Below are 22,015 nucleotides of genomic sequence, written 5' to 3' on the forward strand. Positions count from 1 at the left end.
CTCAGTTGTCGAACAGATCCAGATGACTCAGCAGCTCTGCGGTTTTCTGTGGCATCAACTGCGTCACGCAACGGGTTTCCACGTTGACGATGATCGCCGGATCGTTGCAGCAGATCCGCACCCGAAAACGCCAGTCGCTGAAAATCATCTTCAGCCCGTCGCGGTCATCAACCTCCAGCGCCTGTTCGCCGTAGATCCGTTTCAAGTGGGCGAGCAGGGGCCAGGGATCGTGCATCGATCGGCGTATGTCCCCGGACGAGGGAAATACGCCGATGCGGTCGACCAGCAGCAGGGTGCCCAGCCACGGGCCATTGGCGCTGGGCAATGGCTGATGGCGGGATAACCAGCTCATCACCCCGAGGTTGTCCACCTCACGTTCAATCTCTGCGGAATGTTGTGCAATGTTCATGGTTGCCTCGTTGGATGTGCGTGCTGCGATGGATCAGTGGGGGCCGTTCAGCGGCCCTTCAGGTAAACGTTCTCGTAGCAGAAGTTGGTCGCCTGCAGGTAACCCTCGGCGTCGCCGCAGTCGAAGCGCAGGCCCTTGAACTTGTAGGCCAGCACGCAACCGTTCTGCGCCTGTTTCATCAGGGCGTCGGTGATCTGGATTTCGCCGCCCTTGCCTGGCTCGGTGTCGGCGATCAGGTCGAAGATGTCGGGCGTGAGGATGTAGCGGCCGATGATCGCCAGGTTCGACGGCGCGTCTTGCGGGGCCGGTTTTTCCACCATGTGATTGACCCGGTAGATGCCGTCGGAAATCGCCTCGCCGGCGATCACGCCGTACTTGTGGGTCTGGTCGCGCGGGACTTCCTGGATGGCGACGATCGAGCAGCGGAATTTCTTGTAGAGCTCGATCATCTGCGTGAGCACGCCGTCGCCTTCCAGGTTCAGGCACAGGTCGTCCGCCAGCACCACGGCGAAGGGTTCGTCGCCGATCAACGGACGGCCGCTGAGAATCGCGTGGCCCAGGCCTTTCATTTCCACCTGACGGGTGTAGGAGAAGGTGCAGGTGTCGATCAGTTCACGGGTGCCGGCCAGGAATTTTTCTTTCTCGGTGCCACGGATCTGATGCTCGAGTTCGTAGCTGATGTCGAAGTGGTCTTCCAGCGCGCGCTTGCCCCGGCCGGTGACGATGGCCATGTGTTGCAGGCCGGCGTCCCGTGCTTCTTCAACGGCGTACTCGATCAACGGCTTGTTGACGATCGGCAGCATTTCCTTGGGCATGGCTTTGGTGGCCGGCAAGAAACGCGTGCCATAACCGGCAGCGGGGAACAAACATTTACGAATCATAAAAGTATCCTGGACATTCATGGCGCAGGGCCATCGGTTAATGCAATAACAAAGGGTTGCAAGTTATTGAAGGTGTACTTTAATACCTGAGTCAGGATATGAGTGGCAAACAAGAATGAGTATAAAACACGGCAATGTTATGAGATGTCGGTTTTATAATTAACAGTTATTTTTAGTCGGTATCTGTTGATAGTGGTGTATGCGCGGGAGTGCTAATAAGTACCAGGCAATACAGTTTGGCTTGTAAAAATATTTATGGCCAGTGATTGAACTGTTTTTGTTTTTGGTTGTTGTCGCGCTGTTTGTGTGAATCAAGACACACATTAAACAAACAGCGCTTGACACGCGAGTTGGCACTTTTCCCACTTATGGACCGCGCTATGAAGATTCTGGTAACGGGTGGCGCCGGCTATATCGGCTCGCACACCACACTTGCACTACTTGAAGCAGGTCATGAAGTTGTAGTTCTGGATAATCTTTGCAACAGCAGCGACGCCGCATTGCACGCGGTTGAAGCCATTTGCGGCAAAAGTGCGCTGATGATTCGCGGGGATGTCTGTGACCGGGCCTTGCTGGACCGGATTTTCCAGCAGCACGCCATCGATGCGGTGCTGCATTTCGCCGGGCTCAAGGCTGTCGGTGAGAGCGTGCGCAAGCCGCTGGAGTACTACGAAACCAACGTCAGTGGCAGCATCACGCTGTGTCAGGCGATGGCGGCAGCAGGTGTCTTCCGGCTGGTGTTCAGCTCCTCGGCCACGGTCTACGGCGAGCCGACGCAAATGCCGATCCGCGAAGATTTCCCGACCGGCACCCCGACCAATCCCTACGGCCAGTCCAAGCTGATCGTCGAGAACGTGCTGCGCGACCTGTGCCAGTCCGAACCGCGCTGGAGCATCGCGCTGCTGCGCTACTTCAACCCGATCGGCGCGCATCACAGCGGCCACATGGGTGAGGACCCCAACGGGATCCCTAACAATCTGGTGCCTTACATCAGCCAGGTGGCCGTCGGCAGCCTGCAAGAGCTGTCGATCTTCGGTAACGATTACCCCACGGTCGACGGCACAGGCGTGCGTGACTATATCCACGTCGTGGACCTGGCGGACGGTCACCTGAAGGCTTTGGAGTCGATTGCCGGGCGTACCGGCATCCACACCTGGAACCTGGGCACCGGTGATGGCTACAGCGTGATGCAAGTGCTGCGCGCCTTCGAGCAGGCGTGCGGGCGGCCGGTACCTTTCCGGGTCAAACCCCGACGTGCCGGTGATATCGCCGAGAGCTGGGCCGACGCGTCCAAAGCGGCGAAGGAACTGGGCTGGAAAGCCACGCGCAACTTGCAGGACATGGTCACCGACACTTGGCGCTGGCAATCGAATCATCCCCGGGGTTATCTGGAATGATGGCGTTTTAGTGCAATGTTAGTTTCGGTCAGGTTGTTAGATATCGTCGGGAAAATACGCTGGTAATGCCTTTTGCAAGTCCGTAGATATAAACCTGCCGTTCGACTTTTATCAGTTGGGTAAGACTGTGGAAGAACAACGGATCTTGTTCGCACATTTGCGACTTGAACTCTACCACCTCTAACGAACACCCGATGTTCAGGTGCGATGTTAGAAAGGAGTTGATATGAAAAAAGTGATGGCGATCGCCCTGTTGACGATGTTGAGCAACTGGGCAGCCGCAGCTGAAGCGCCACTGACGGCGGTGACCAATGTATCTGGCAGTGTCGCGGCTTCTACAGCGCCTGCTGCCAGTACTGCCATGGTCGCCAGTGCTGTCGCGGCGTCCAACAGTGGTGGAAGTGCCAACGGCGGTACAACGGGTACCACCGGTACCACGGGTACAACCGGAACGCACAACTAACTGAAGTCACTGTTGGTGCAGTACAGGGTCGCCCGGCGAAAGCCGGGTGACTTTGTTTTTGGATTCGCCCTTGAATAGCGTAGTGCCATTATGAATCGTCGTTTTACTCTTTTAATGTTGGCAAGTTTCGCTCTGCAAGGTTGCATGTTTTCCCCCGGTCAGTACCTGAGTACCAGCAGCATCACGCGTCAGGGTGCCAGCGAAAGCAGCCGGGTCGAGCTGATTCCGATCACTCCCAAGCTCATCGCCATGAACCGGGCCACGTACAAGCGCGAGTCGGTGCCGGCGGAGTTGTTGGCAACTCCGGCCGAATATCGCATTGGCAGCAACGATGTCCTGTACATCACGGTCTGGGATCATCCCGAGCTGACTGCCCCCTCGGGCGCGCAGCAACAGATCGATGCCAACGGCCGTCTGGTGCGTTCCGACGGCACGCTGTATTACCCGTACATCAAGGAAGTACAGGCCGCCGGCAAAACCATCCAGCAACTGCGCTCGGACATCGAGCAACGCCTCTCGGCGTTTATTGCCGAGCCGCAAGTGGATGTCGCGGTGCTGCGTTTCGCCAGCCAGAAAGTCGTAGTCTCGGGCGCCGTGGCCAAGGCCGGCCCCCAGGCGATTTCGACCAACCCGCTGAGCGTGGTCGAAGCCCTCGGTTCGGCCGGTATCGATACCAATAATGCCGACCTGTCGGGGCTGATGCTGACGCGCAACGGGCGGGTGTACCCGCTCAATCTCGATGCCCTCAATCAGCAGGATTCCGAGTTGCAGAACGTCTACCTCAAGGGAGGCGATCAGCTGTATCTGCCGTACAACGACAACAAGCGCATCTACGTGATGGGCGAGGTCAACCAGCCTCGCGCACTGAGCTTCAAGACCGCCACCATGAACCTGTCCGACGTGCTCGGTTCGGTCGGTGGCTTGAGTCAGACCACCTCCAACGGCAACGCCGTTTACGTCATTCGCGGGGTGGAGAACCTCGACGTGGAGCCTGCGAAAATCTACCAGCTGGAAGCCGAATCGCCGACCGCCATGGCGCTCGCGTCGCACTTCGAAGTTCGGCCTCAGGATGTGGTGTATGTCGGGCCTGCCAACGTGACTCGCTGGAACCGTCTGATCAGTCAGTTGGTGCCGTCGGCATCGATTGTCGGTACGGGCGCTTCCGCTGCGAAGAACTGGAGCGAATACAGTAACAACAGCAAATAAGGCCGCCGACTGTGAAAACGTTGAAAGTGGGCGTCTGCCTGATGGCGGCCTCGTTGTTGTGTGGCTGTAACCCGCTGATGAGCGCTTCGTTGAACAACCTCAAATCGGCGGCCCTCGGGCCGGACGAACTGGACGTGTCGGCGGAGCAGGTCGCCGGGGTCAAGTATCCCCAGTTGAAACTGACCACACCGTCCGGCTCCGGCGTGCTGGCGCTGGTGCGCGAGCGCGAGGACCTGCAGTTCTGGGTCGCCTCGGGCAAACAGGTGCTGTTGATGCGCGACGGGTTTGTGGTGCGGACCATCGGCCTGGGCGTGGAAGGCGATCTGGACGGGACGCGTCTGTCCGATGACTCGCCGTTCAAAAAGGGTCTTCAGAATATCCCCGACGGCTACACCAGCCGACGCTGGATCGATCTCTACAAAGGTCAGGAAGTCGGCATCATCCTCAACAGCCGCTTCTCGCGAAAGTCCCTGGAAACCCTCGAAATTCTCGACAAGGAATACACCGTGCTGCGTGTCGATGAGCAGATTGACGCCCCGGCCATCGGCCTGCGTGCGACCAATCGTTATTGGGTCAATCCAGCTGACGGTTTCATTGTGCAGAGTGAGCAGCAACTGACTTCGCAACTGCGGGTCAGGATCGTGCAACTGACGCCTGATCGCAGGCACGTTCCGTGAAGCGGCTGAGAGCGCTATCGGCGTGTCTGTTGTTGCTCACGGGTGCGAGCCAGGCAGCGGTCACCGTTACCGGTGATGTCGCCAATCCGGGCCCGGTCGAGTTGCCGGCGAACGGGCGGTTACGCGATGTGATTGGCGAGGCCGTACCGAATGCCGAAGGGTACTTTCTGGCGGGCGTCCTGCTGCGTCAGTCACTACTGGAGGAACAGACGCGGCTCAAGGTCGGCGTGCTGTTCGATCTGGATGTGCTGCAACGCATGGCGATGCTCTTCGACAAGCCCTCGCGGGCAGCGCTGGCGCAGCAGGTGGCCGAGCAAGTCCGGCAGATGCCGGTGACCGGACGGCAGATCGCCGATCTCGATCCGGTGGCGGTGGAAGTCGGCTTCGCCCGCAACATCCGTCTGGACGATGGCGATCGCCTGATCTACCCGAAGCGAGTCGACGAAGTCGAAGTGCTGGGCGCGGTCGCCGAGCCGTGCCGCTTGCCTTATCAGCCGCTGCTCGAAGCCCGGGAATACCTGCAAGGCTGCGCGCTGCTGGAAGACGATGCCGACGCCGATTACCTGTGGCTGATCCAGCCCAATGGCGTTTCGCGCCGGGTCGGCATCGCTCATTGGAACCGTGAGAGCGGGCACATGCCTGTCGCCGGCAGCAAGATTCTGGTGCCGTTGAAAAATGATGATCTTGATCCGCCTGTCCCTGAACTGAATCAGCAGTTGGCCGAATTTATTGCCACGCAGTTGGCTGAGGTGGTTCGTTGAATTTGCGTTTTGCAGCTGTGTTGTTATTGCCCTGCGGCCTGGTGCATGCCGAGCCGCGCATTACCCAGAATGATTTCGGTGGCGTCGGTCTGCTACAGACCCCGACCGCGCGCATGTCGCCCGCCGGTGAGTTGAGTGTCAACGCCAACCGCACCGAACCGTACAGCCGATACAGCGTTTCGTTGCAGCCGCTCGACTGGCTGGAAGGTTCGTTTCGCTACACCGCCATCACCAACCGGCCTTACGGCTCCGAGGCGCTGAGTGGCAGCCAGAGCTATAAGGACAAGGCGGTCGACGCCAAGGTCCGGCTGTGGCAGGAAAGCCACTGGGCGCCGGAAGTAGCGCTGGGCTTTCGAGACATCGGTGGTACGGGTTTGTTCGCCAGTGAGTTCTTCGTGGCCAACAAACGCTACGACAACTTTGATTTCAGCGCCGGCATTGCCTGGGGTTACATCGGTAATCGCGGCGATTTCGACAACCCGCTGGGCTGGGCCAGTGATCGCTTCAAAACCAGACCCGATCTGGAAGGCACCGGTGACGTCAACGCCGGGTCGTACTTTCGCGGCAAGCCTGCGTTTTTCGGCGGCGTGAGTTACCAGACGCCCTGGGACCGGCTCAGCCTGAAACTCGAATACGAAGGCAACGACTACAAGCACGAGCCGAAGGACAACATCATCAAGCAGGACTCGCCGATCAACCTCGGCGCGGTGTTCAAGGTGACCGATTCCCTTGACCTGAGCGCGGCGTGGGAGCGCGGTAACACCGCGATGTTCGGCGTCACGTTCCACACCAACTTCGTCAGCCGCAAGGCCCCGGCCAAAACCTTCGACCCACCGGCCGAACCGCTGCCGCCGAAAGCGCCGGACACCGCGCCTGACCAGGTCAATTGGGCCGACGTATCGAAACGCTTGCAGCAGAACGCCGGCTACAAGGTCGAGCGCATCAGCCAGCGTGACTCCGAACTGATTGTGTACGGCGAGCAGCAGCGCTACTTCCATTCGCCCAAGGCTGTCGGCCGCGCGAGCCGGATTCTCGACAACAGCGTCAACGACGACATCGACTGGTTCACCGTGGTCAACAAGCGCTATGACCTGCCGCTGGAAGAAACCAGCGTGCCCCGGCAAACCTTCCGCGAAGTGATCAACAACGAGGAGCCGCTGCAAGCGCTGCACCGCACCACCGAGATCAACCCGGCGATGCCGCACAACGAGAAAACCCTCTACACCGAAGCGCCGCAATCTTTCATTTATGGCGCCGGGCTGGGCTTCAAACAGAACGTCGGTGGCCCCGATGGCTTGCTCTATCAGTTCACTGCGGATCTCGATGCGGAATACCGCTTCAACCGCAACACCTGGTGGAACGGTTTGCTCAGTCAGAACCTGATCAACAACTTCGACAAGTTCAAATACGACGCACCCAGCGGCCTGCCGCGTGTGCGTACGGATTTGCGTCAGTACCTGACCACGTCGGACACCACTATGCCGCTGTTCCAGGTCAGCCACGCCGAGCAACTGGACAAGGATTTGTACGGCATGGTCTACGGCGGTTATCTGGAGTCGATGTTCGCCGGGGTAGGGGGCGAGGTGCTGTTTCGTCCGACCGGCAAGCGCTGGTCGATCGGTGCGGATCTGAACTACGTGCGTCAGCGTGATTTCGACCAGGGCTTCGGCCTGCAGGATTACTCGGTCTGGACCGGCCACATCACCGGCTACACCGACTTGCCTTACGAAACGCTTGCTGCCGTCAGCGTCGGGCGTTACCTGGCGGGCGACTTTGGCGGCACGCTGGATATCTCCCGCGAGTTTTCCAACGGCGTGCGCTTCGGCGCCTGGGCGACGATCACCACCGCCGGCAGCGCCGAGTATGGCGAGGGTAGTTTCGACAAGGGCCTGTACCTGTCGATTCCGTTCGACGAGATGATGAGCATGTCGACCATGCGCCGCGCCAACCTGGTGTGGGCGCCGCTGACCCGTGACGGTGGTGCGAGGCTGAACCGCAGCTTCCAGCTGCACTCGATGACGGACAGTCGGGAAGGGGACATGTTCTACCGGAACTTCGAGAAGATTACCGAGTAAGACCGGGAGAGCGGAAAGTCAAAACGGGAGCCTGATGGCTCCCGTTTTTGTTTGTGGTGAAGGGGGATCTTGATACGGCCATGATTGCTGTGGGAGCTGGTGTGTTGCAGGTGGTTGGCAGGTTCAAACCTGATGGTGAATGATCCGGCGCCTTCGCGGGCAAGCCCGCTCCCACAGGATTTAAGGTGATGCCTTGATCTTCGCCATTCCCCAGATCCCTGTGGGAGCGGGCTTGCCCGCGAAGGCGTCTGTTCAGCCGACATCAGAGTATCTGTCACTCCTCGGTTTCGAAGCCCCAGCCAACCCCAAATCCCGCCCACAAAAAAGGGGACTTTCGTCCCCTTGCGGTGTTGCCTTCTCAAGCCCTGCGTCTCAGTAAATATCCTTCGACAGCAAGGTAAACGGCGTCTTCACCAGGATCTTCACATCCAGCCACAGCGACCAGTTGTTGATGTACTTCAGGTCGATCTCAACACGCTTTTCCATCTTGTCGAGCGTGTCTGTCTCGCCCCGGCAACCGCTGATCTGTGCCAGGCCAGTAATGCCCGGTTTGATTCGGTGGCGGGCCATATAGGCGAGGATCTTGCCCGAGTAGTAGTTGTTGTGCGCCACGGCGTGCGGACGTGGACCGACCAGCGCCATGTGCCCTTGCAACACGTTGAACAGCTGCGGCAATTCATCCAGCGAAGTGCGACGGATGAAGCGGCCGACTGCGGTGATGCGTGAATCGTTGCGGCTGGCCTGCTTGACGTCACGGTCATCGTGCACGCGCATCGAGCGGAATTTCCAGACCTTGATCACCTTGCCGTTCCAGCCGTGGCGATCCTGCTTGAAAAACACCGGGCCCGGCGAGTTGATCTTCACCGCCAACGCCACGGCCAACAGCACCGGACTCAGCAGGATGATGGCCAGCAGGGCGACGGCTTTTTCCACCAGGCTCTTGCTCAGCGCAGCGGTCGGGCGGCTGGTCAGCGGGCTTTCGTTGAGGTAGATCGCTGGCAGACCGTCCACGACTTTCACCGAATGGTTGAGCAGCGTCAGGCTGTTCAGATCCGGCACCCAGACCACGTCGACGTTGGCATCCAACAGATCGACATACATGGCTTCGATGTTGGCGGCTTCCGACAGCGGCAGCGTGATGTACAAGCGGCGGATGTCATGGTTCTGAATCAGCTCGAGCAACTCGTCCTGAGCGCCGACGACGCGTGGAGCGTCCGCTTCCAGGGAAGGGACTTCGCCGTTGCTGACCAGACCTACCAACGGCAGGTTTTCCAGCTGACTCAATTTTTTCGCCAGTCCCAGCGCCAATTCACCGGTGCCGACGATCAGGGTCTTGTGTTCGCTTTTGCGCGAACGCTGATAGAACTTCGAGAACGCGTGCAGCGGTGCGTACAGCAGTGCCTGACCGAGGAAACCGTATACCGCCCACTCAAGGATGACCTGGCGGGAGAACAGCGCATCGGCCTTGCAGATGAAGGCGATGAACGCCAGACCGGCCATGGTCATGAACCAACCCACGAACAGTCGACCCAGCCCGGTCAGATAGTTGTCTCGCTTTCGATACGCGCCGCTGAAGGTATAGGCCGGAACCGACGCCAGTACCGCCAGTATCGTGCACATCCGGTAGTAGAACTCGACGGTTCCGGTGTGCTGTTCGGCCAGAAAGAACAACAGTGAAACAATGAAACTCTGTGCCAGCGCCCATTGGCCCCAAAAGGTCAGTCCCTTGAGGCCGGTGTTTCGATTGATACGAAGAGAAAGATCCATACGATATCCCCAAAAGACGTCCATTCAGGTTTCGACAGTAGAAAACCGAGTTGTTAAGCAGACTTGTTATTGTTGTTTGAGCCAGTGTCCTGAGGTAACAACGCCGGAATGCGGAACTGTCGTCAGTCAATAGACTAAGTTATTGCCAGGGATGCTGTCTGACGAGTTCTAACAAGATGGCACAGTGCCAACTTATTTAAATTTCCAATATTCAAACGTTAGAAAAGGTCGAAAGGCAGGGGGTGAATAATTGAGATCGGGTTTGCTATCGTAGGAAGGGTAGGGAGGCAGGGAAGACTATAAGGAGGTGGGCCAAACAGAGTGCTTCTTTTATTCTTGTAATAGCACTTGTATCTGTTTGTTTTTCGCGTTGGCGTTATTGTCAGGCAACAACTTCCTGGATCAGGCAATAACCACGATTGCGTACGGCACGAAACAGTCGTTCGCCATTGCTGGCACTTTTGAATTTGTCCTGGAGACGACTCAGACACATTTCCAGACCCCGGTATTGCTCCGGTTCTCTGCCAATGCTGAGGATCAGTTCGTCTCGACTGACAACGCGTTCTTCGTGGTGCAGCATTTTGCAAACCAGTGCGGTTTCGAGCCCGGTGAGACTGATTTCGACGCCTTCCTTTGTCAATGCACCCTGGTCATTATCGAGATGCCAGGCTTCGGTGCAGGACCCAGTGGATTCAATCGTTCGGGACGTATGGGTGGTTTCTCCGGCTGTTGCCGAAGTGCTGTGAAACGGAGGGGCCGATTGCGCTGCGAGCCATTCCGATTCGAGGGTGGCCAGTATTTTCTGGGTATCGTGTTCAATGCTGCGTGCGACATGCTTCCTTGTGCCGCTTGGGTAAGTGAACTCCATCAGCATCGGAGCGGAAGAGGGCGAAGCAACACCTTCAATAAACATTTGTGCCTGAGACGTGCCAAACGAATTGAAACGCTCACTGGAGAGAATGCTCTCGAGTTCGCGTTGCGACGCTGAGCTGTTAGTCACGACAACAAAGTATTTTCTTGGGAGGGTCGTGCTGGTTTCCATGTCTCTCTCCTAAAGTACACACCAAATTTGGCGAAAAATAATGGGCAGGCGAGCAATGTTTTCCTCGGAATTAATCGAAAGGCAGGGTCTGGGCCCAAAAATGGCCCTCGATAAGTTCCACTCGGTCTGCTATTAGAGTAATGGTTTATTGTTATGTTTAAGTGTTGCAGCGCTCATGCAATTGACGGCTTTTTATTAGATGTGTGATGCGGTTAAAACTATGAGACAGCGGATTTTCAAAGAGTTGCATCAGACGTTCCCTCGTATGCTGCAAAAAGACTGATTCCTTGATTCAGGCGTTGGAGATCAACCCCCTCATCAGACGATAACCATACCCGCGAATGCTCTGTATGGCGTTCGTACCGTACACGTCCTTTATTTTCCCACGCAAGCGACTGATGGATTTTTCCAGCGCCCGAGGATCGTAGAAATGGGTGTTGAGCCCCATGATGCCGGCGATTTCATCATGGCTGAGAATGTGATTGCCGGTCTGCGCGAAGGCTTGCAGGATCTTCATTTCGGCAAAGGAAATATCCAGTCGGCGGCTGGCGTCCGAGAGGCAGATGCGGGTGGAGTCCAGCACCAGGCTGATATCCCGTTGCCATTCTTCACTGTCGAAGAACTCGCCGAGCGGCTCCGTGCCATCATCGGACAAGGTGTTGAGTTTGATACAGAAGTCGGCCCCTGCAAGAAAATACTTGATCTTGTTGTGGGCGCCGCGACCTGTGATCACTGCACAAATAATCGGCTTCGAATTGTCATTGCGCAGGTTTTCCACCAGTGCAAGGTTATCTTCCAGTGCCTGCGGGCTATCAATGACAATGAAGATGGCTCGATGGGAACCGTAATATTCGTTTTGCTGATATGAACTAGCGTAGGCGTCGGCTTCAAGCGCCACATTGTTCTGCACATGCTTTGCGATTAGCGCACTAAAATCTTCTGCCACGCCACGGGTACGAGCCAGGGTGAGAACACCTGGTTCGTTGCTTGTACGGCGCTGGATTTTAGTCGCTAAGTTACCTGTGAGCATCATGCATTGACTCGAAAAGGTGCTGACATCGGGATGTTAAAGCACCGGTTCTCATCTGTGACTGACAATTGGTAACATTTGCGCGGATTTTAGACGTGGCTCCCGAGTTTTCTAACAATAATTAAGCCTTTCAAGCTTTTAGTTGATTTTTTCGGGGCTGTGAACTATCGAAAATCGGGTCGTTAGATGGTGGCAATGTGAGATGGTGCCACTATTTTGTAATTATCGCGATCTGTTTTTTATGTCCCTTGGCCACTACTCGATTGCACGGGATTGCCTGGAGTGTGAGATGGGTCACATTTTATGAGGCGACGCTGTTTTTTGCTACAAGGCCGACAAGTTGTTAGGCGGACGATTATTAACATGGCTTGAGTGTGTCTTTTGATAAGACATATTCTCCGTCCCCGAGTCGGGCAATGGGTGTGTATTTGCCAATTGTTTTACTTCAGATACCCAATGCCTGAATGCAGTTGACCGGGCGCTCTTCGGGAGCGTTCTGACGGAGGATTAATGGATTTACTGACCTTGTTCAAGGTGCTGATATTAGGTGCGGTAGAAGGGCTGACAGAGTTCCTGCCCATTTCCAGTACAGGCCATCAGATTATCGTTGCCGACTTGCTGGAGTTCGGTGGCGAACGCGCCATGGCGTTCAACATTATTATTCAACTGGGCGCCATTCTGGCGGTGGTCTGGGAGTTTCGGCCGAAGATCTTCGAGATCGTCAAAGGCCTGCCGACCCAACGCAATGCCCAACGTTTTACGGCCAATCTGCTGATCGCGTTTTTCCCGGCAGTGGTGCTGGGCGTGTTATTTGCCGATGACATTCATCATTACCTGTTCAACCCGATCACCGTCGCCGTAGCGTTGGTTGTGGGCGGCATCGTGATGTTATGGGCCGAGCAGCGTGACCATGTGGTGAGCGTCGACCATGTAGACGACATGAAGTGGTCCGACGCGCTGAAGATCGGTTTCGTACAGTGCCTGGCGATGATTCCGGGTACATCTCGCTCCGGATCAACCATCATTGGCGGTTTGCTGTTTGGATTGTCACGCAAGGCCGCTACGGAGTTTTCGTTCTTTCTGGCGATGCCGACGATGGTCGGTGCGGCGGTGTATTCCGGCTACAAGTACCGGGATCTGTTCGAGAGCAGTGACCTGCCGGTCTTCGCCCTGGGCTTCGTGGTTGCCTTTATTTTCGCGATGATCGCCGTGCGCGGGTTGCTGAAGTTCATTGCGAACCACAGTTATGCCGCGTTTGCCTGGTATCGGATTGCTTTTGGCTTGTTGATCCTGGCGACGTGGATGTTCGGCTGGGTGAACTGGACGGCGGCCGCAGCCGCCTGACCCTCAGCCGCGCAGGTCGGGCCTCAACGCCCGGCCAGCAACTCCGCCGCCTGATCCAGCAACGCCAGCGGATCCTTGGCCTTGTGGATATCCACCGACAACAACTGACGAAACTTGCGCGCCCCCGGGAAACCGGTGCCCAGGCCCAGCACATGCCGGGTGATGTGATGCATCGCGCCGCCGGCCAGCAAATGCTCGGCTATATAAGGCCGTAACTGCGCCAGCGCCTCGGCCCGGCTGATTACCGGCGCGGTACTGCCGAACAACTGCTGATCCACCTCGGCCAGCAGATAGGGATTGTGATACGCCTCGCGGCCCAGCATCACCCCGTCAAAGGTCTGCAAATGCTCATGGCAGGCCTCCATCGTCTTGATCCCGCCGTTCAGAATGAACTCCAGCTCCGGAAAATCCGCCTTCAACCGCGCCGCCACGTCATAACGCAACGGCGGAATGTCACGGTTCTCCTTCGGCGACAACCCCTCCAGAATCGCAATCCGCGCATGCACCGTAAAACTCGTGCACCCGGCATCCCGCACCGTGCCGACGAAATCGCACAGCTCTTCATAACTGTCCCGCCCATTGATCCCGATCCGATGCTTCACCGTCACCGGAATCGACACCGCATCACGCATCGCCTTCACACAATCCGCCACCAACTGCGGATGCCCCATCAGGCACGCCCCGATCATATTGTTCTGCACCCGATCACTCGGGCAGCCAACGTTCAGATTCACCTCGTCGTAACCGTGCTCCTGCGCCATACGTGCGCAAGCGGCCAGGTCCAGCGGAACACTACCGCCCAACTGCAACGCCAGCGGGTGCTCGGCTTCGTTGTGACGGAGGAAACGCTCGTGATCGCCGTTGAGCAGCGCGCCGGTGGTGACCATTTCGGTGTAGAGCAGGGCGTTTTTCGACAGGATGCGTAGGAAGTACCGGCAATGGCGGTCAGTCCAATCCATCATCGGCGCGACGGAGAAACGGCGGGAGAGTGGGGCGGGTGTGGCGGTGATTGGGGGCATTGGGGGTACGGAATCGGTGTGGCTGGGAGGTGGGGGAGTTTATCAGATTGAACAAAGCTGCTTAGAAGAGTCTAGCGCTGCTTCGACTCGATGAAGGTCCTGGGTAACGATTGCGCCGAGTTGCTTTCGTAGTGGCTATGAGCTATAACGTTTTCTAGGTCGGATGTACCATCCGAATGCGCTCTTTAAAAACATCGATAGAAAATCAGGCTTGCAGTTGTGATTGGTTAGCCAATCAGCTTTGGGTTCTACAAGGCTTTTCCGCCACCCGTGTGTCCGCCCTGATCTAGTTCTGCAGAGCTATTCCTATGAAATCCATAGGTTTATCTCAGAGTCTATGCAGAGCGTTGAGCACTCTCCGGTAACGAGAAATCTCGTTGTCGAATTTGAGCGTTAGCGAAGGTTTTATCCGTTAACGAAAAGCAGCCGGCCGTTGGCCGAATCAGCGATTACTCAGATCACAGGGCGAATATTGCGGCGGACGGGCTTATCAAACTTCGTTTGATAAGCCAGAACTGCGATTTGTATGGACACCTTCATGTTCCTTTCGGCCTGAAAGCTTCGCGGCGGGGCAATCCAGCCCGTGAGGATATATCGATGAAAAAAATGAAGAGCCTTCAACGGTCCCCGTTGAAGAATGTGCAAAATAATGAAGGTGTCCGCGTCACTAAAGATAGCAAAGAGAATCCAGAAGGAGCCGCACCAACAAAAGTCGAGAGAAAGAGCTTTATCCTTGAGAGTATTAAGGGTGCAGCAATTCAATTTTCGGTTAAGTGGTGTTTTGAGAACTGGTCTCTTATCCATGAAAAAGCATCAATTTACATTGATGTTATGATGGAGTTCTTGAAATAATGACGCACCAAATCGCATCATCGAATTTATAGAAGCCCGCATTTTAATAGTGCGGGCTTTTTTATGGGTGGTTTTTATGATTTCCGCGAAGTACAAGCGAAAGCCAATTTATAATCTTAAGTCACTTGGGTTAATGCTGGGTGAAAGTCCAGAGTCGCTGCTAAAATTATCCGCCTCGTGTAGTTTGTTATATAGAGAGGTATTGCAAGAAAAAAAGGACAAGAGCGTTAGGGTTACATATGATGCGTTTGAGCCGTTGAAAAAAATTCAGAGAAAAATTGTTGATAGGCTGTTTGTTTTTGTTGATTATCCTAGCTATCTTCATGGCGGAATAAAAGATGATGTAAGCCCTAGAAGCCCTTTTTCAAATGCACGGGAACATGTTTCTGCTAAGTCAATTGCGTTGCAGGATATAACTAATTTTTTCCCATCAATCACTGTTGATAAAGTGAGATGGATTTTTGAAGGTTTTTTTGGTTTTGGCCGAGGGGTCTCAGAGATTCTTTCGCTAATAGTAACGAAGGATGGATACGTTCCTCAAGGTGCAAGTACCAGTAGCTATATTGCGAATCTGGTATTCTGGGATCTTGAACCGCGGCTTGTTGAGTGGATACATGGCAAGGGATTGGCTTATAGTCGATTTGCAGATGATATAACTATCTCTTCAAGAAAGCAGTTGCTCAATGCGCAATGATCGGAAGTTATATCGAAAGTCACAGGAATGCTCGCTCAAAAAGGTTTTAGGCAAAAAAGAGCAAAAATGCATATTCTAAAAAAAGGCCAGGTTATTACGCATGGTGGAAGTCGGGAACCTCTAGTCGTTACCGGTTTGGGTATTTCTGGTTGTTCTGCTGGTGTTGTTAAGGCTGAGAGAAACAGAATTAAAGCTGCGGTGCGAGAATTTGAGATTCAAGTAGAAAGTGGCAAGGTGTTCGAGGAGGTAGCTCATCTTTATCATAGTGCCATGGGGAGAGTTGGGCGAATGATAGCTTGCAAACAGACTGCTGGTTTGGACCTTAAAAAGCGATTGAATGAAGCTAAAAATAAATCGCAAATTTCCCTAATGGAGAAATATAAAAGAGCGGAAGGGGGGGTGAAATTTCTTAATGTTGAGTAAGTGTGTATTTCTTCGATAGGTCATCTAGTGGCGATGGTTGTTGAGATTTGTTGTTACGAAAACGTATGTGTTACAAAAGGGGAGTGGAATTTTTTTGGAGTGCTAGGTGGGAAATGACTCTGTCGTCATTGCTTGTCTACAGTTGGGATAAGCGAGTTCATGGTTGAGCAAAAACAGCACTGTACTTTGGCAATGCTCAAACGCCAGATGCAAAAAAGGTCCGAGCTGGGCGGGCCTTGTCAGCTTGTTATAGTGAGTTTTGAATCCCGTCTATGCTAGCTTTTTAGAGGCATTTAACCCTTTACCGCTGGCATAAAGTTGTCATTTGGCATCGTGGAAAATATCCTGAGCTTTTCCGGTCGCCACGTAGTCTGCGAGTCCTTGAAGTCTACGATAATAAGCTAGGACGATTTTGATGGCCGATAACGGATCTTCGCTGGCTAGGTCGAGAATATGTGAGGCGCTATCGTCTAGTCCAAATGCCTCGCAAGTATCCTCCAATAGTTCGGAAAGGTCGGCGAAATCTTGATCTGAAAGCGTAATGTCAGTGTCTGACTTGCTAAGCCATCCTAGGTTTTGGAGATGTCCGTATGCTTTTTTGTAGGCTGCGCGAGCTGGGCTTTCATCATCGTTGATGCCGTTCACAAGCTCTCGAATTGAATCGGCAACGTCACCATTCATATAAAACTTTATTTCTCCGGGAGAGGCGTAATCAATCTTTCGGATCGCGGCTCTATCTTCATTCGGAATGTTTCTATAAAGCTCTTTGAAAAAATTGACGGAACTAAATCCGCCTCTCCAGGGATGCTTGTGAAATACAGCATTGATTTTTTTTGTAGCCGCTTGGCCTGTCGCACCAAGAAGTGCAAATCCGAGAGAGTAGCAGTCTTGCACTAAATCTGAGAATCGCCTTAAATCGCTAATTTCCCACTGTCCATCTATGTCTACTACTTTGATGTCACTATTCAAGCTTTCTTCTGCGTGACCAGGGATAAACATACCTGGTTCAGGTAGGGCATCGGGTGGGAGTACAGCTGAGCTTTTTGTTCTGAATTCTTCGCCAACACTTCCCCACACCTCTCCAAGCTCATACTTGCCCTTATGAAGTTTGGTGACAGCGTAATGCACATCAATTTTTTCGGCATATAGCTGCTTCAGATGTTCAGTTTTTATTCTGGAAAAGTAAAACTTGAATGCGGTTTCGCCATCGTCATAGTTGACGCCTAAATATTTGTCTCCGTTTTTTGCCTTCGCAAGCGCAATCAATGGAACATCATAGCTAAGCAATATTTTTTCTACCGATAGCTTAGCCATTGAGAGCCTCCACTCTTCCAGCGATCGCTGTCGGGTCGACAGAACTATACGGCCACCAATTTACATGTGTGGGCTGGTCTTTATGCCATACACCGTATTTTTTACTGAACGGTACCTCAACGGCATGAGTAAACTTCATTTTCACCATTCTCGGACTTTTCGCCGCGGCCCGGCATGCGGCCAAGGAAGTCATCAGCGAAACAGACCTGGCTGAGCACTCATCTGGATATTTGTGTGTTGAAGAGCGTTTGCGCTGAGAGTCGAAATCGCTGGCGGTATGATTGCTTGCCCTTAAGAGTCTCCAAAGCGTCGGTTCGCTCGGCGCAGTTACCTTTGCTGGTGGGCAGCTGTCAGGGAGAGGCTCAAGGAAATCAAATCCATTTGCTGGCATAAAGCGGTGTCCAATGGTGGCGTTGTGCTTTGCGCGCATTTTCATTGAAGAGGTGGAAAGCGTCAAAGTATTAATTTTGAGTCATAAATATCTTCTTGATGTAGAACAACTTTTATATTAGCTCGCTGCCGAAATGCGAGCTCTGCTTTTGACCAATCTCAACAACTGTTGCGACTATCCACTCTAACGATCATAGGTTTTCAACCTAAAAAAGCCACTCGTTTAAATGATTCATGATTTCGTCATCCAAGCCCTACACATCCTTGCGCCACCCCCTACACCTAAGACAGAATCCGCCGGCTTGTGCCTCTAGCACGGGGGTTTTATCGTTCCTGGGTCACTGAAAACCAGTGATCGGGTTTGGTAGCCCGGATTCCGTCAGAAGCACAAGACTACTGTCTTGCGGAGGCTTTCAGTGCCTTCGTTTTATGGTGGTCATGCGCAGGGCATCTTCGGATGCGCCGGGGTTCCTGACGGCCGGTCTACCAACCTGCGTATGGCCTCCACCCTAGTTTGGTAGCGAAGGTGGCGGCTCCTAACCTCTTATCCGTCGGGAGTTACTCCATGTTCAAACCAACACCCAACCCACCAGAAACCGATCCAGTCTCCCCCTATAAATTCCCCGATTCACGAACCCTGAACGAAGCCGCCGAGCGCGCCCTCGATCACTACCTCACCCCGCAGCAACGGATCATGGGCAGCGACACCCAACATGACCCGATGTACTTCGCCAACCCGGCCTACGACACCGAATCCCTGCTTGCCAACGCCAGCGAATCCTTGGGGTCAGCCTCCGAAATGCTCAACAACTTCGCCGCCACCCTGGAACCCGTCCACCGCAAAACCGCCATCGGCATTGCGCAGTTGGTGATGCTGGGGTCTTTGGCGGTGAATCAGGCGTTGGATAACGTCGAGCCGAAGTAGGTTTGGGCATCCCTCTGTCGCGGAGGGTTGATCGTCAGGCGTGGGTTCAACCTGAACCCACGCTGAAAACCCCGCAAATTTCATCTTCCCGCCACCAGCGCAGGCCTACGATCCCTCTACAAGATCCCACCCGAGCGCCACACACCATGAACAACCCACTCAAAGCGCTGTTGATCGTCGCAACCGTCTCGGTTCTAAGCGCCTGTTCCGGTTCCGGTGGCTTGACCACCACCAGTTGTTTCTCCAGCGACTGTCAGTCGCCGCAGGCGCGTAATGTGAATACGTTGAAGTTCGGCGGGAGCAATATCGGTAACAGTTTCAACCAGTACAGCTCCGGCCTGATGCATGACGATTGAGGGTCACTGAGCCGCGGGTACGGCGATCCATTCGCTCAGGACTTTCTGGTATTTGCCGTTGACTTTGCTCAGGTGCAGCCACTGGTCGACGTAGAGTTTCCAGCTGATGTCATCGCGCGGCAGCAGGTAGGCTTTTTCGCCGTATTGCATGAACTGGCTCGGGTTGACGGCGCATAGGCCGGGTTTGAGTTTCTGTTGGTAGAGGGCTTCGGAGGCGTCGGTGATCATCACGTCGGCTTTGTTGTCGAGCAGTTGTTCGAAGATGGTCACGTTGTCGTGCAACGCCAGTTGCGCCTTGGGCAGGAAGGCGTGGACGAAGGCTTCGTTGGTGCCGCCGGCGGGTTCGACCAGGCGCACGTTGGGCTGGTTGATCTGGTCGATGGTCTGGTATTTGGACTGGTCGGCGCAGCGCACCAGCGGGATCTTGCCGTCGACGTCGAGGGTGTTGCTGAAGAAGGCTTTTTTCTGGCGTTCGAGGGTCACTGAGATGCCGCCGACGCCGATGTCGCATTTGCCGGCCTGCATGTCCGGCATCAGGGTTTTCCAGGTGGTCTGCACCCATTCGACCTTGACGCCGAGGCTGTCGGCCAGGGATTGCGCCATGGCGATGTCGATGCCTTCGAAGCCGCCGTCCGGGCGTTTGAAGGTGTAGGGCTTGTAGTCGCCGGTGGTGCAGACGCGCAACTGGCCTTGTTGCTGAACGGTGTCGAGGTGCGAGGCCGGTTCTTGTGCCTGGGCGGCGCCGGCCATGGCCAGCAGGCCGCAGAAGATCATCGTGCTTTTTGGAATTGTCATGGAGATCGGGCTTGTGCAGTGGGAGTGCGGGCCAGTGTAGTGAATGCGTTTGCCGGGTGTCATCCCGGCTCCGGGCTCAACGTGCCCAGCCACGCCACCAGTCCCACGATCAACAGCGCAATCACCAGCTCCAATGCCACGCTGCGGCGCAAGGCGTTGGCCGCCACTTGATGCTGCCCGGCGCGCAACGATTGTTCGAGCAACGGCCCGAGGTGAAAGCGGTTCAACGCGGCCAGCACCAGCATGCCCCCGAACAATACAACCTTGATCGCCAGCAGAATGCCGTAGGTGCCGAGCAGGATTTCGCCCAGTGTCGGGCCGACGATGTACAGGTAATTCGCCACGCCGGTTAGCGAGAGGATCAGCACAATCGCCGCGCCGACGCCTTCGAAGCGTTTGACGGAGTCGGCCAGCGAACGAATGCGCGCCTCGCTGCACAGTGCATTGAGCCGCGACATCAAGATCAACGCGAGCATCGCGCCCAGCCACGCACCCGCCGCGAGCAGGTGCAGGATGTCGCTGAGCAGATGCCACGCGTTATCCATCGCGCCGTGTCCGCTCCAAGCCAGAGAGGCGAGGGCGACGGCGCCGGCGATCGATGCCTGCCACAATCCCGGCCAGATCATCACGGTGATCAGCGCAATCATCCGCAGCGACCACGCCAGCCCGACGTCGGTTTCCAGCACCATCATTTGCAGGTGCGGCCACAGAGCCGCGAATTGCGTTTCGCCACTCATGGCGCGGGTCATCAGCACCAGTCCCGCTACTGACAGCAGTGCCCCGATCAACGCCATCCCGCGCAGCATCGGCCGAAACCGCAGTACCGCGTCAACGCTGTACAGGCCAAATAGCGCGAGCCCGAACAACAGCAGCAAATCCAAATACAACACCAGACGCAGGAGGATGTTGATCAGTTCGGCCATCGCTCACTTCACTTTGAACGTAACGTTGCCGGTGATCGGGTGCGTGTCCGACGACACCGCGCGCCATTCGACCTTGTAGCTGCCGGCCGGCAAGGGCGAGAGCGGGGTGACGAGCATGGTTTTCGGGTCGCTGCCGGCGCTGACTTTGGCCTTCATCGGCATCGGCGAATGAGCCATGCCGGGCATTTCGGTCATCACCAGTTTGGCGCCGGAGAACTGGGTCAGCAGGTCCTCCGAAAAACGCAGTTCGATCTTGCCGGGTGCCGCGTCGTCGGCACCTTCGGCCGGGGTCGACGACAGCAGTTTCGGATGGGCCTGGGCCAGGGTGCTGAAAAGCAAACCGCTGGCGAGGACGAGGGAGATTTTCAATGTGCGCATGCAAGACCTCTGTTTTTTGATGGGATTCAGAACCACAGCCGCACGCCGAGGACGAGTCGCGCTTCGCTGCGATCCTCGCTTTCTTCCCGTGCGTAATCGGCGGTTTGGCCGTAGGTGCGGTTCCAGGTCACGCCGATGTAGGGCGCGAATTCGCGGCGGATTTCATAGCGCAGACGCAGTCCGGCTTCGGTGTTCGCGAGGCCCGAACCGATCCCGCGTTGCGGATCGTTTTTGCCGTAGACGTTGAGTTCGGCGGTGGGCTGCAGGATCAGGCGATTGGTCAGCAGGATGTCGTAGTCACCCTCCAGCCGCAGCGCGCTCTGGCCGTTTTCGCCGAGGAATGCCGTGGCTTCGGCTTCGAAGTTGTACAGCGCCATGCCCTGCAGGCCGAACGCGGCCCAGGTTTGCGGGGCGCCGGGTTTGAAGTCCTGGCGCACGCCGCTGACCACGTCCCACCACGGCGAAATCGCGTGGCCCCACAGCGCCTGGATCTCCGCGTCTTCGGTCTTGCCGTTGCTGCGTTCGCCCTCGGAGCGCAGCCACAGGCGATCGATGTCGTCGCCTATCCAGCCGGACAAATCCCAGGCCAGGGTGCTGGCGTCGTCGGCGTCCTGCCATTCGAGTTTGTCGGCGAGGAAGTAAGTGTTGATGGCGCTGTCGTGGACCTGATGCCCGGCGTGGCTGGTGAACACGGCGGCGCGGTCGGAGTCGGTCAGCGCCGGGATCAGCGTGCGGCTTTCGGTCGGCGCGGCGGGCTGCATCATCCCGTCGTCCATACTTTGCATATCCCCCATCTGGCTGTGGTCCATGCCCTGCATGTCACTGGTGGCGAACGCCGAAGACAGCGACAGGAGTGACAACGAAAACGCGGCAAATCGAGTCATGGTCGGCGTC

General features: G+C 55.7%; 23 protein-coding genes. 12 read left to right on the forward strand and 11 right to left on the reverse strand.

The window, feature by feature from the left end; all coding sequences use genetic code 11:
* Position 1 precedes the first annotated feature (1 nt).
* Both N8H71_RS24455 and galU read right to left on the reverse strand, forming a co-directional pair.
* Positions 2-409 (reverse strand): mannose-1-phosphate guanylyltransferase, encoded by a 408-nt coding sequence (locus tag N8H71_RS24455; protein WP_262195974.1) that lies wholly within the window; start codon positions 407-409, stop codon positions 2-4.
* A gap of 47 nt (positions 410-456) precedes the next feature.
* On the reverse strand, positions 457-1,290 hold the full coding sequence (gene galU, locus N8H71_RS24460; RefSeq protein ID WP_085686770.1) for a UTP--glucose-1-phosphate uridylyltransferase GalU: 834 nt from the start codon (positions 1,288-1,290) through the stop codon (positions 457-459).
* 380 nt (positions 1,291-1,670) lie between these two features.
* Between galU and galE the strand changes: the two genes are divergently transcribed.
* The 6 genes from galE (at position 1,671) to N8H71_RS24490 (ending at position 7,869) form a co-directional block, all read left to right on the forward strand.
* Positions 1,671-2,687, forward strand: a complete 1,017-nt coding sequence (gene galE / locus N8H71_RS24465) for a UDP-glucose 4-epimerase GalE (protein ID WP_262195975.1) — start codon at positions 1,671-1,673, stop codon at positions 2,685-2,687.
* Between the two features lie 226 nt (positions 2,688-2,913).
* Entirely contained in the window at positions 2,914-3,150 is a 237-nt protein-coding gene (locus N8H71_RS24470) for a hypothetical protein (RefSeq protein ID WP_085686766.1), read from the forward strand.
* A gap of 90 nt (positions 3,151-3,240) precedes the next feature.
* Positions 3,241-4,356 (forward strand): polysaccharide biosynthesis/export family protein, encoded by a 1,116-nt coding sequence (locus N8H71_RS24475; protein WP_347710525.1) that lies wholly within the window; start codon positions 3,241-3,243, stop codon positions 4,354-4,356.
* A gap of 11 nt (positions 4,357-4,367) precedes the next feature.
* Positions 4,368-5,033, forward strand: a complete 666-nt coding sequence (locus N8H71_RS24480; protein WP_262195977.1) for a YjbF family lipoprotein — start codon at positions 4,368-4,370, stop codon at positions 5,031-5,033.
* Complete coding sequence (locus N8H71_RS24485) at positions 5,030-5,794, forward strand: capsule biosynthesis GfcC family protein (protein ID WP_262195978.1); 765 nt, start codon at positions 5,030-5,032, stop codon at positions 5,792-5,794. Before N8H71_RS24480 ends, N8H71_RS24485 begins: the two co-directional genes overlap by 4 nt.
* Positions 5,791-7,869: a YjbH domain-containing protein gene (locus N8H71_RS24490; RefSeq protein ID WP_262195979.1), complete on the forward strand. Its 2,079-nt coding sequence runs from the start codon at positions 5,791-5,793 to the stop codon at positions 7,867-7,869. The genes N8H71_RS24485 and N8H71_RS24490 overlap by 4 nt, the downstream gene beginning before the upstream one ends.
* Before the next feature lie 372 nt (positions 7,870-8,241).
* On the opposite strand, the gene N8H71_RS24495 is transcribed toward N8H71_RS24490, so the two are convergent.
* The 3 genes from N8H71_RS24495 to N8H71_RS24505 form a co-directional block, all read right to left on the reverse strand.
* Positions 8,242-9,636 carry an undecaprenyl-phosphate glucose phosphotransferase gene (locus N8H71_RS24495; RefSeq protein WP_262195980.1) on the reverse strand — a complete coding sequence of 465 codons (1,395 nt, stop codon included), beginning with the start codon at positions 9,634-9,636 and terminating at the stop codon, positions 8,242-8,244.
* A 382-nt stretch (positions 9,637-10,018) separates the two neighbouring features.
* Positions 10,019-10,678, reverse strand: coding sequence for a winged helix-turn-helix domain-containing protein (locus N8H71_RS24500; protein WP_262195981.1), 660 nt, complete (start codon positions 10,676-10,678; stop codon positions 10,019-10,021).
* 292 nt (positions 10,679-10,970) lie between these two features.
* Positions 10,971-11,711, reverse strand: a complete 741-nt coding sequence (locus N8H71_RS24505) for a winged helix-turn-helix domain-containing protein (protein ID WP_085686754.1) — start codon at positions 11,709-11,711, stop codon at positions 10,971-10,973.
* A 507-nt stretch (positions 11,712-12,218) separates the two neighbouring features.
* On the opposite strand from N8H71_RS24505, the gene N8H71_RS24510 reads away from it, so the two are divergent.
* Positions 12,219-13,052, forward strand: a complete 834-nt coding sequence (locus N8H71_RS24510) for an undecaprenyl-diphosphate phosphatase (RefSeq protein ID WP_262195982.1) — start codon at positions 12,219-12,221, stop codon at positions 13,050-13,052.
* 23 nt (positions 13,053-13,075) lie between these two features.
* Here N8H71_RS24510 and dusA read toward each other — a convergent pair whose 3' ends face one another.
* Complete coding sequence (gene dusA, locus N8H71_RS24515; RefSeq protein ID WP_127799002.1) at positions 13,076-14,071, reverse strand: tRNA dihydrouridine(20/20a) synthase DusA; 996 nt, start codon at positions 14,069-14,071, stop codon at positions 13,076-13,078.
* Between the two features lie 597 nt (positions 14,072-14,668).
* On the opposite strand from dusA, the gene N8H71_RS24520 reads away from it, so the two are divergent.
* The 3 genes from N8H71_RS24520 to N8H71_RS24530 all read left to right on the forward strand — a co-directional run bounded on the left by N8H71_RS24520 (position 14,669) and on the right by N8H71_RS24530 (position 16,040).
* A complete protein-coding gene (locus tag N8H71_RS24520; RefSeq protein ID WP_262195983.1) occupies positions 14,669-14,923 on the forward strand; it encodes a hypothetical protein in 255 nt (84 codons plus the stop codon).
* 76 nt (positions 14,924-14,999) lie between these two features.
* Positions 15,000-15,617, forward strand: coding sequence for a reverse transcriptase family protein (locus N8H71_RS24525; protein ID WP_262195984.1), 618 nt, complete (start codon positions 15,000-15,002; stop codon positions 15,615-15,617).
* 27 nt (positions 15,618-15,644) lie between these two features.
* Complete coding sequence (locus N8H71_RS24530; RefSeq protein ID WP_262195985.1) at positions 15,645-16,040, forward strand: hypothetical protein; 396 nt, start codon at positions 15,645-15,647, stop codon at positions 16,038-16,040.
* A gap of 321 nt (positions 16,041-16,361) precedes the next feature.
* Here N8H71_RS24530 and N8H71_RS24535 read toward each other — a convergent pair whose 3' ends face one another.
* The gene (locus N8H71_RS24535; protein WP_262195986.1) at positions 16,362-17,354 is read right to left on the reverse strand and encodes a hypothetical protein; all 993 of its coding nucleotides are present in this window, start codon (positions 17,352-17,354) and stop codon (positions 16,362-16,364) included.
* Between the two features lie 955 nt (positions 17,355-18,309).
* Here N8H71_RS24535 and N8H71_RS24540 point away from each other — a divergent pair.
* Together N8H71_RS24540 and N8H71_RS24545 are read left to right on the forward strand one after the other, a co-directional pair.
* Positions 18,310-18,669, forward strand: coding sequence for a DUF6124 family protein (locus N8H71_RS24540; RefSeq protein WP_262195987.1), 360 nt, complete (start codon positions 18,310-18,312; stop codon positions 18,667-18,669).
* 146 nt (positions 18,670-18,815) lie between these two features.
* Entirely contained in the window at positions 18,816-19,025 is a 210-nt protein-coding gene (locus N8H71_RS24545) for a hypothetical protein (RefSeq protein WP_085648165.1), read from the forward strand.
* A 3-nt stretch (positions 19,026-19,028) separates the two neighbouring features.
* Here N8H71_RS24545 and N8H71_RS24550 read toward each other — a convergent pair whose 3' ends face one another.
* The 4 genes from N8H71_RS24550 to N8H71_RS24565 are packed head-to-tail and all read right to left on the reverse strand — an operon-like array spanning position 19,029 to position 22,005.
* Complete coding sequence (locus tag N8H71_RS24550; protein WP_262195988.1) at positions 19,029-19,820, reverse strand: transporter substrate-binding domain-containing protein; 792 nt, start codon at positions 19,818-19,820, stop codon at positions 19,029-19,031.
* Positions 19,821-19,879: 59 nt separating this feature from the next.
* On the reverse strand, positions 19,880-20,743 hold the full coding sequence (copD, locus tag N8H71_RS24555; RefSeq protein ID WP_262195989.1) for a copper homeostasis membrane protein CopD: 864 nt from the start codon (positions 20,741-20,743) through the stop codon (positions 19,880-19,882).
* A 3-nt stretch (positions 20,744-20,746) separates the two neighbouring features.
* Entirely contained in the window at positions 20,747-21,121 is a 375-nt protein-coding gene (copC, locus tag N8H71_RS24560) for a copper homeostasis periplasmic binding protein CopC (protein ID WP_262195990.1), read from the reverse strand.
* Positions 21,122-21,147: 26 nt separating this feature from the next.
* A complete protein-coding gene (locus N8H71_RS24565; RefSeq protein ID WP_262195991.1) occupies positions 21,148-22,005 on the reverse strand; it encodes a copper resistance protein B in 858 nt (285 codons plus the stop codon).
* Positions 22,006-22,015 lie beyond the last annotated feature (10 nt).

It is taken from the genome of Pseudomonas koreensis (assembly GCF_025447595.1).
Lineage (GTDB): Bacteria > Pseudomonadota > Gammaproteobacteria > Pseudomonadales > Pseudomonadaceae > Aquipseudomonas > Aquipseudomonas koreensis_H.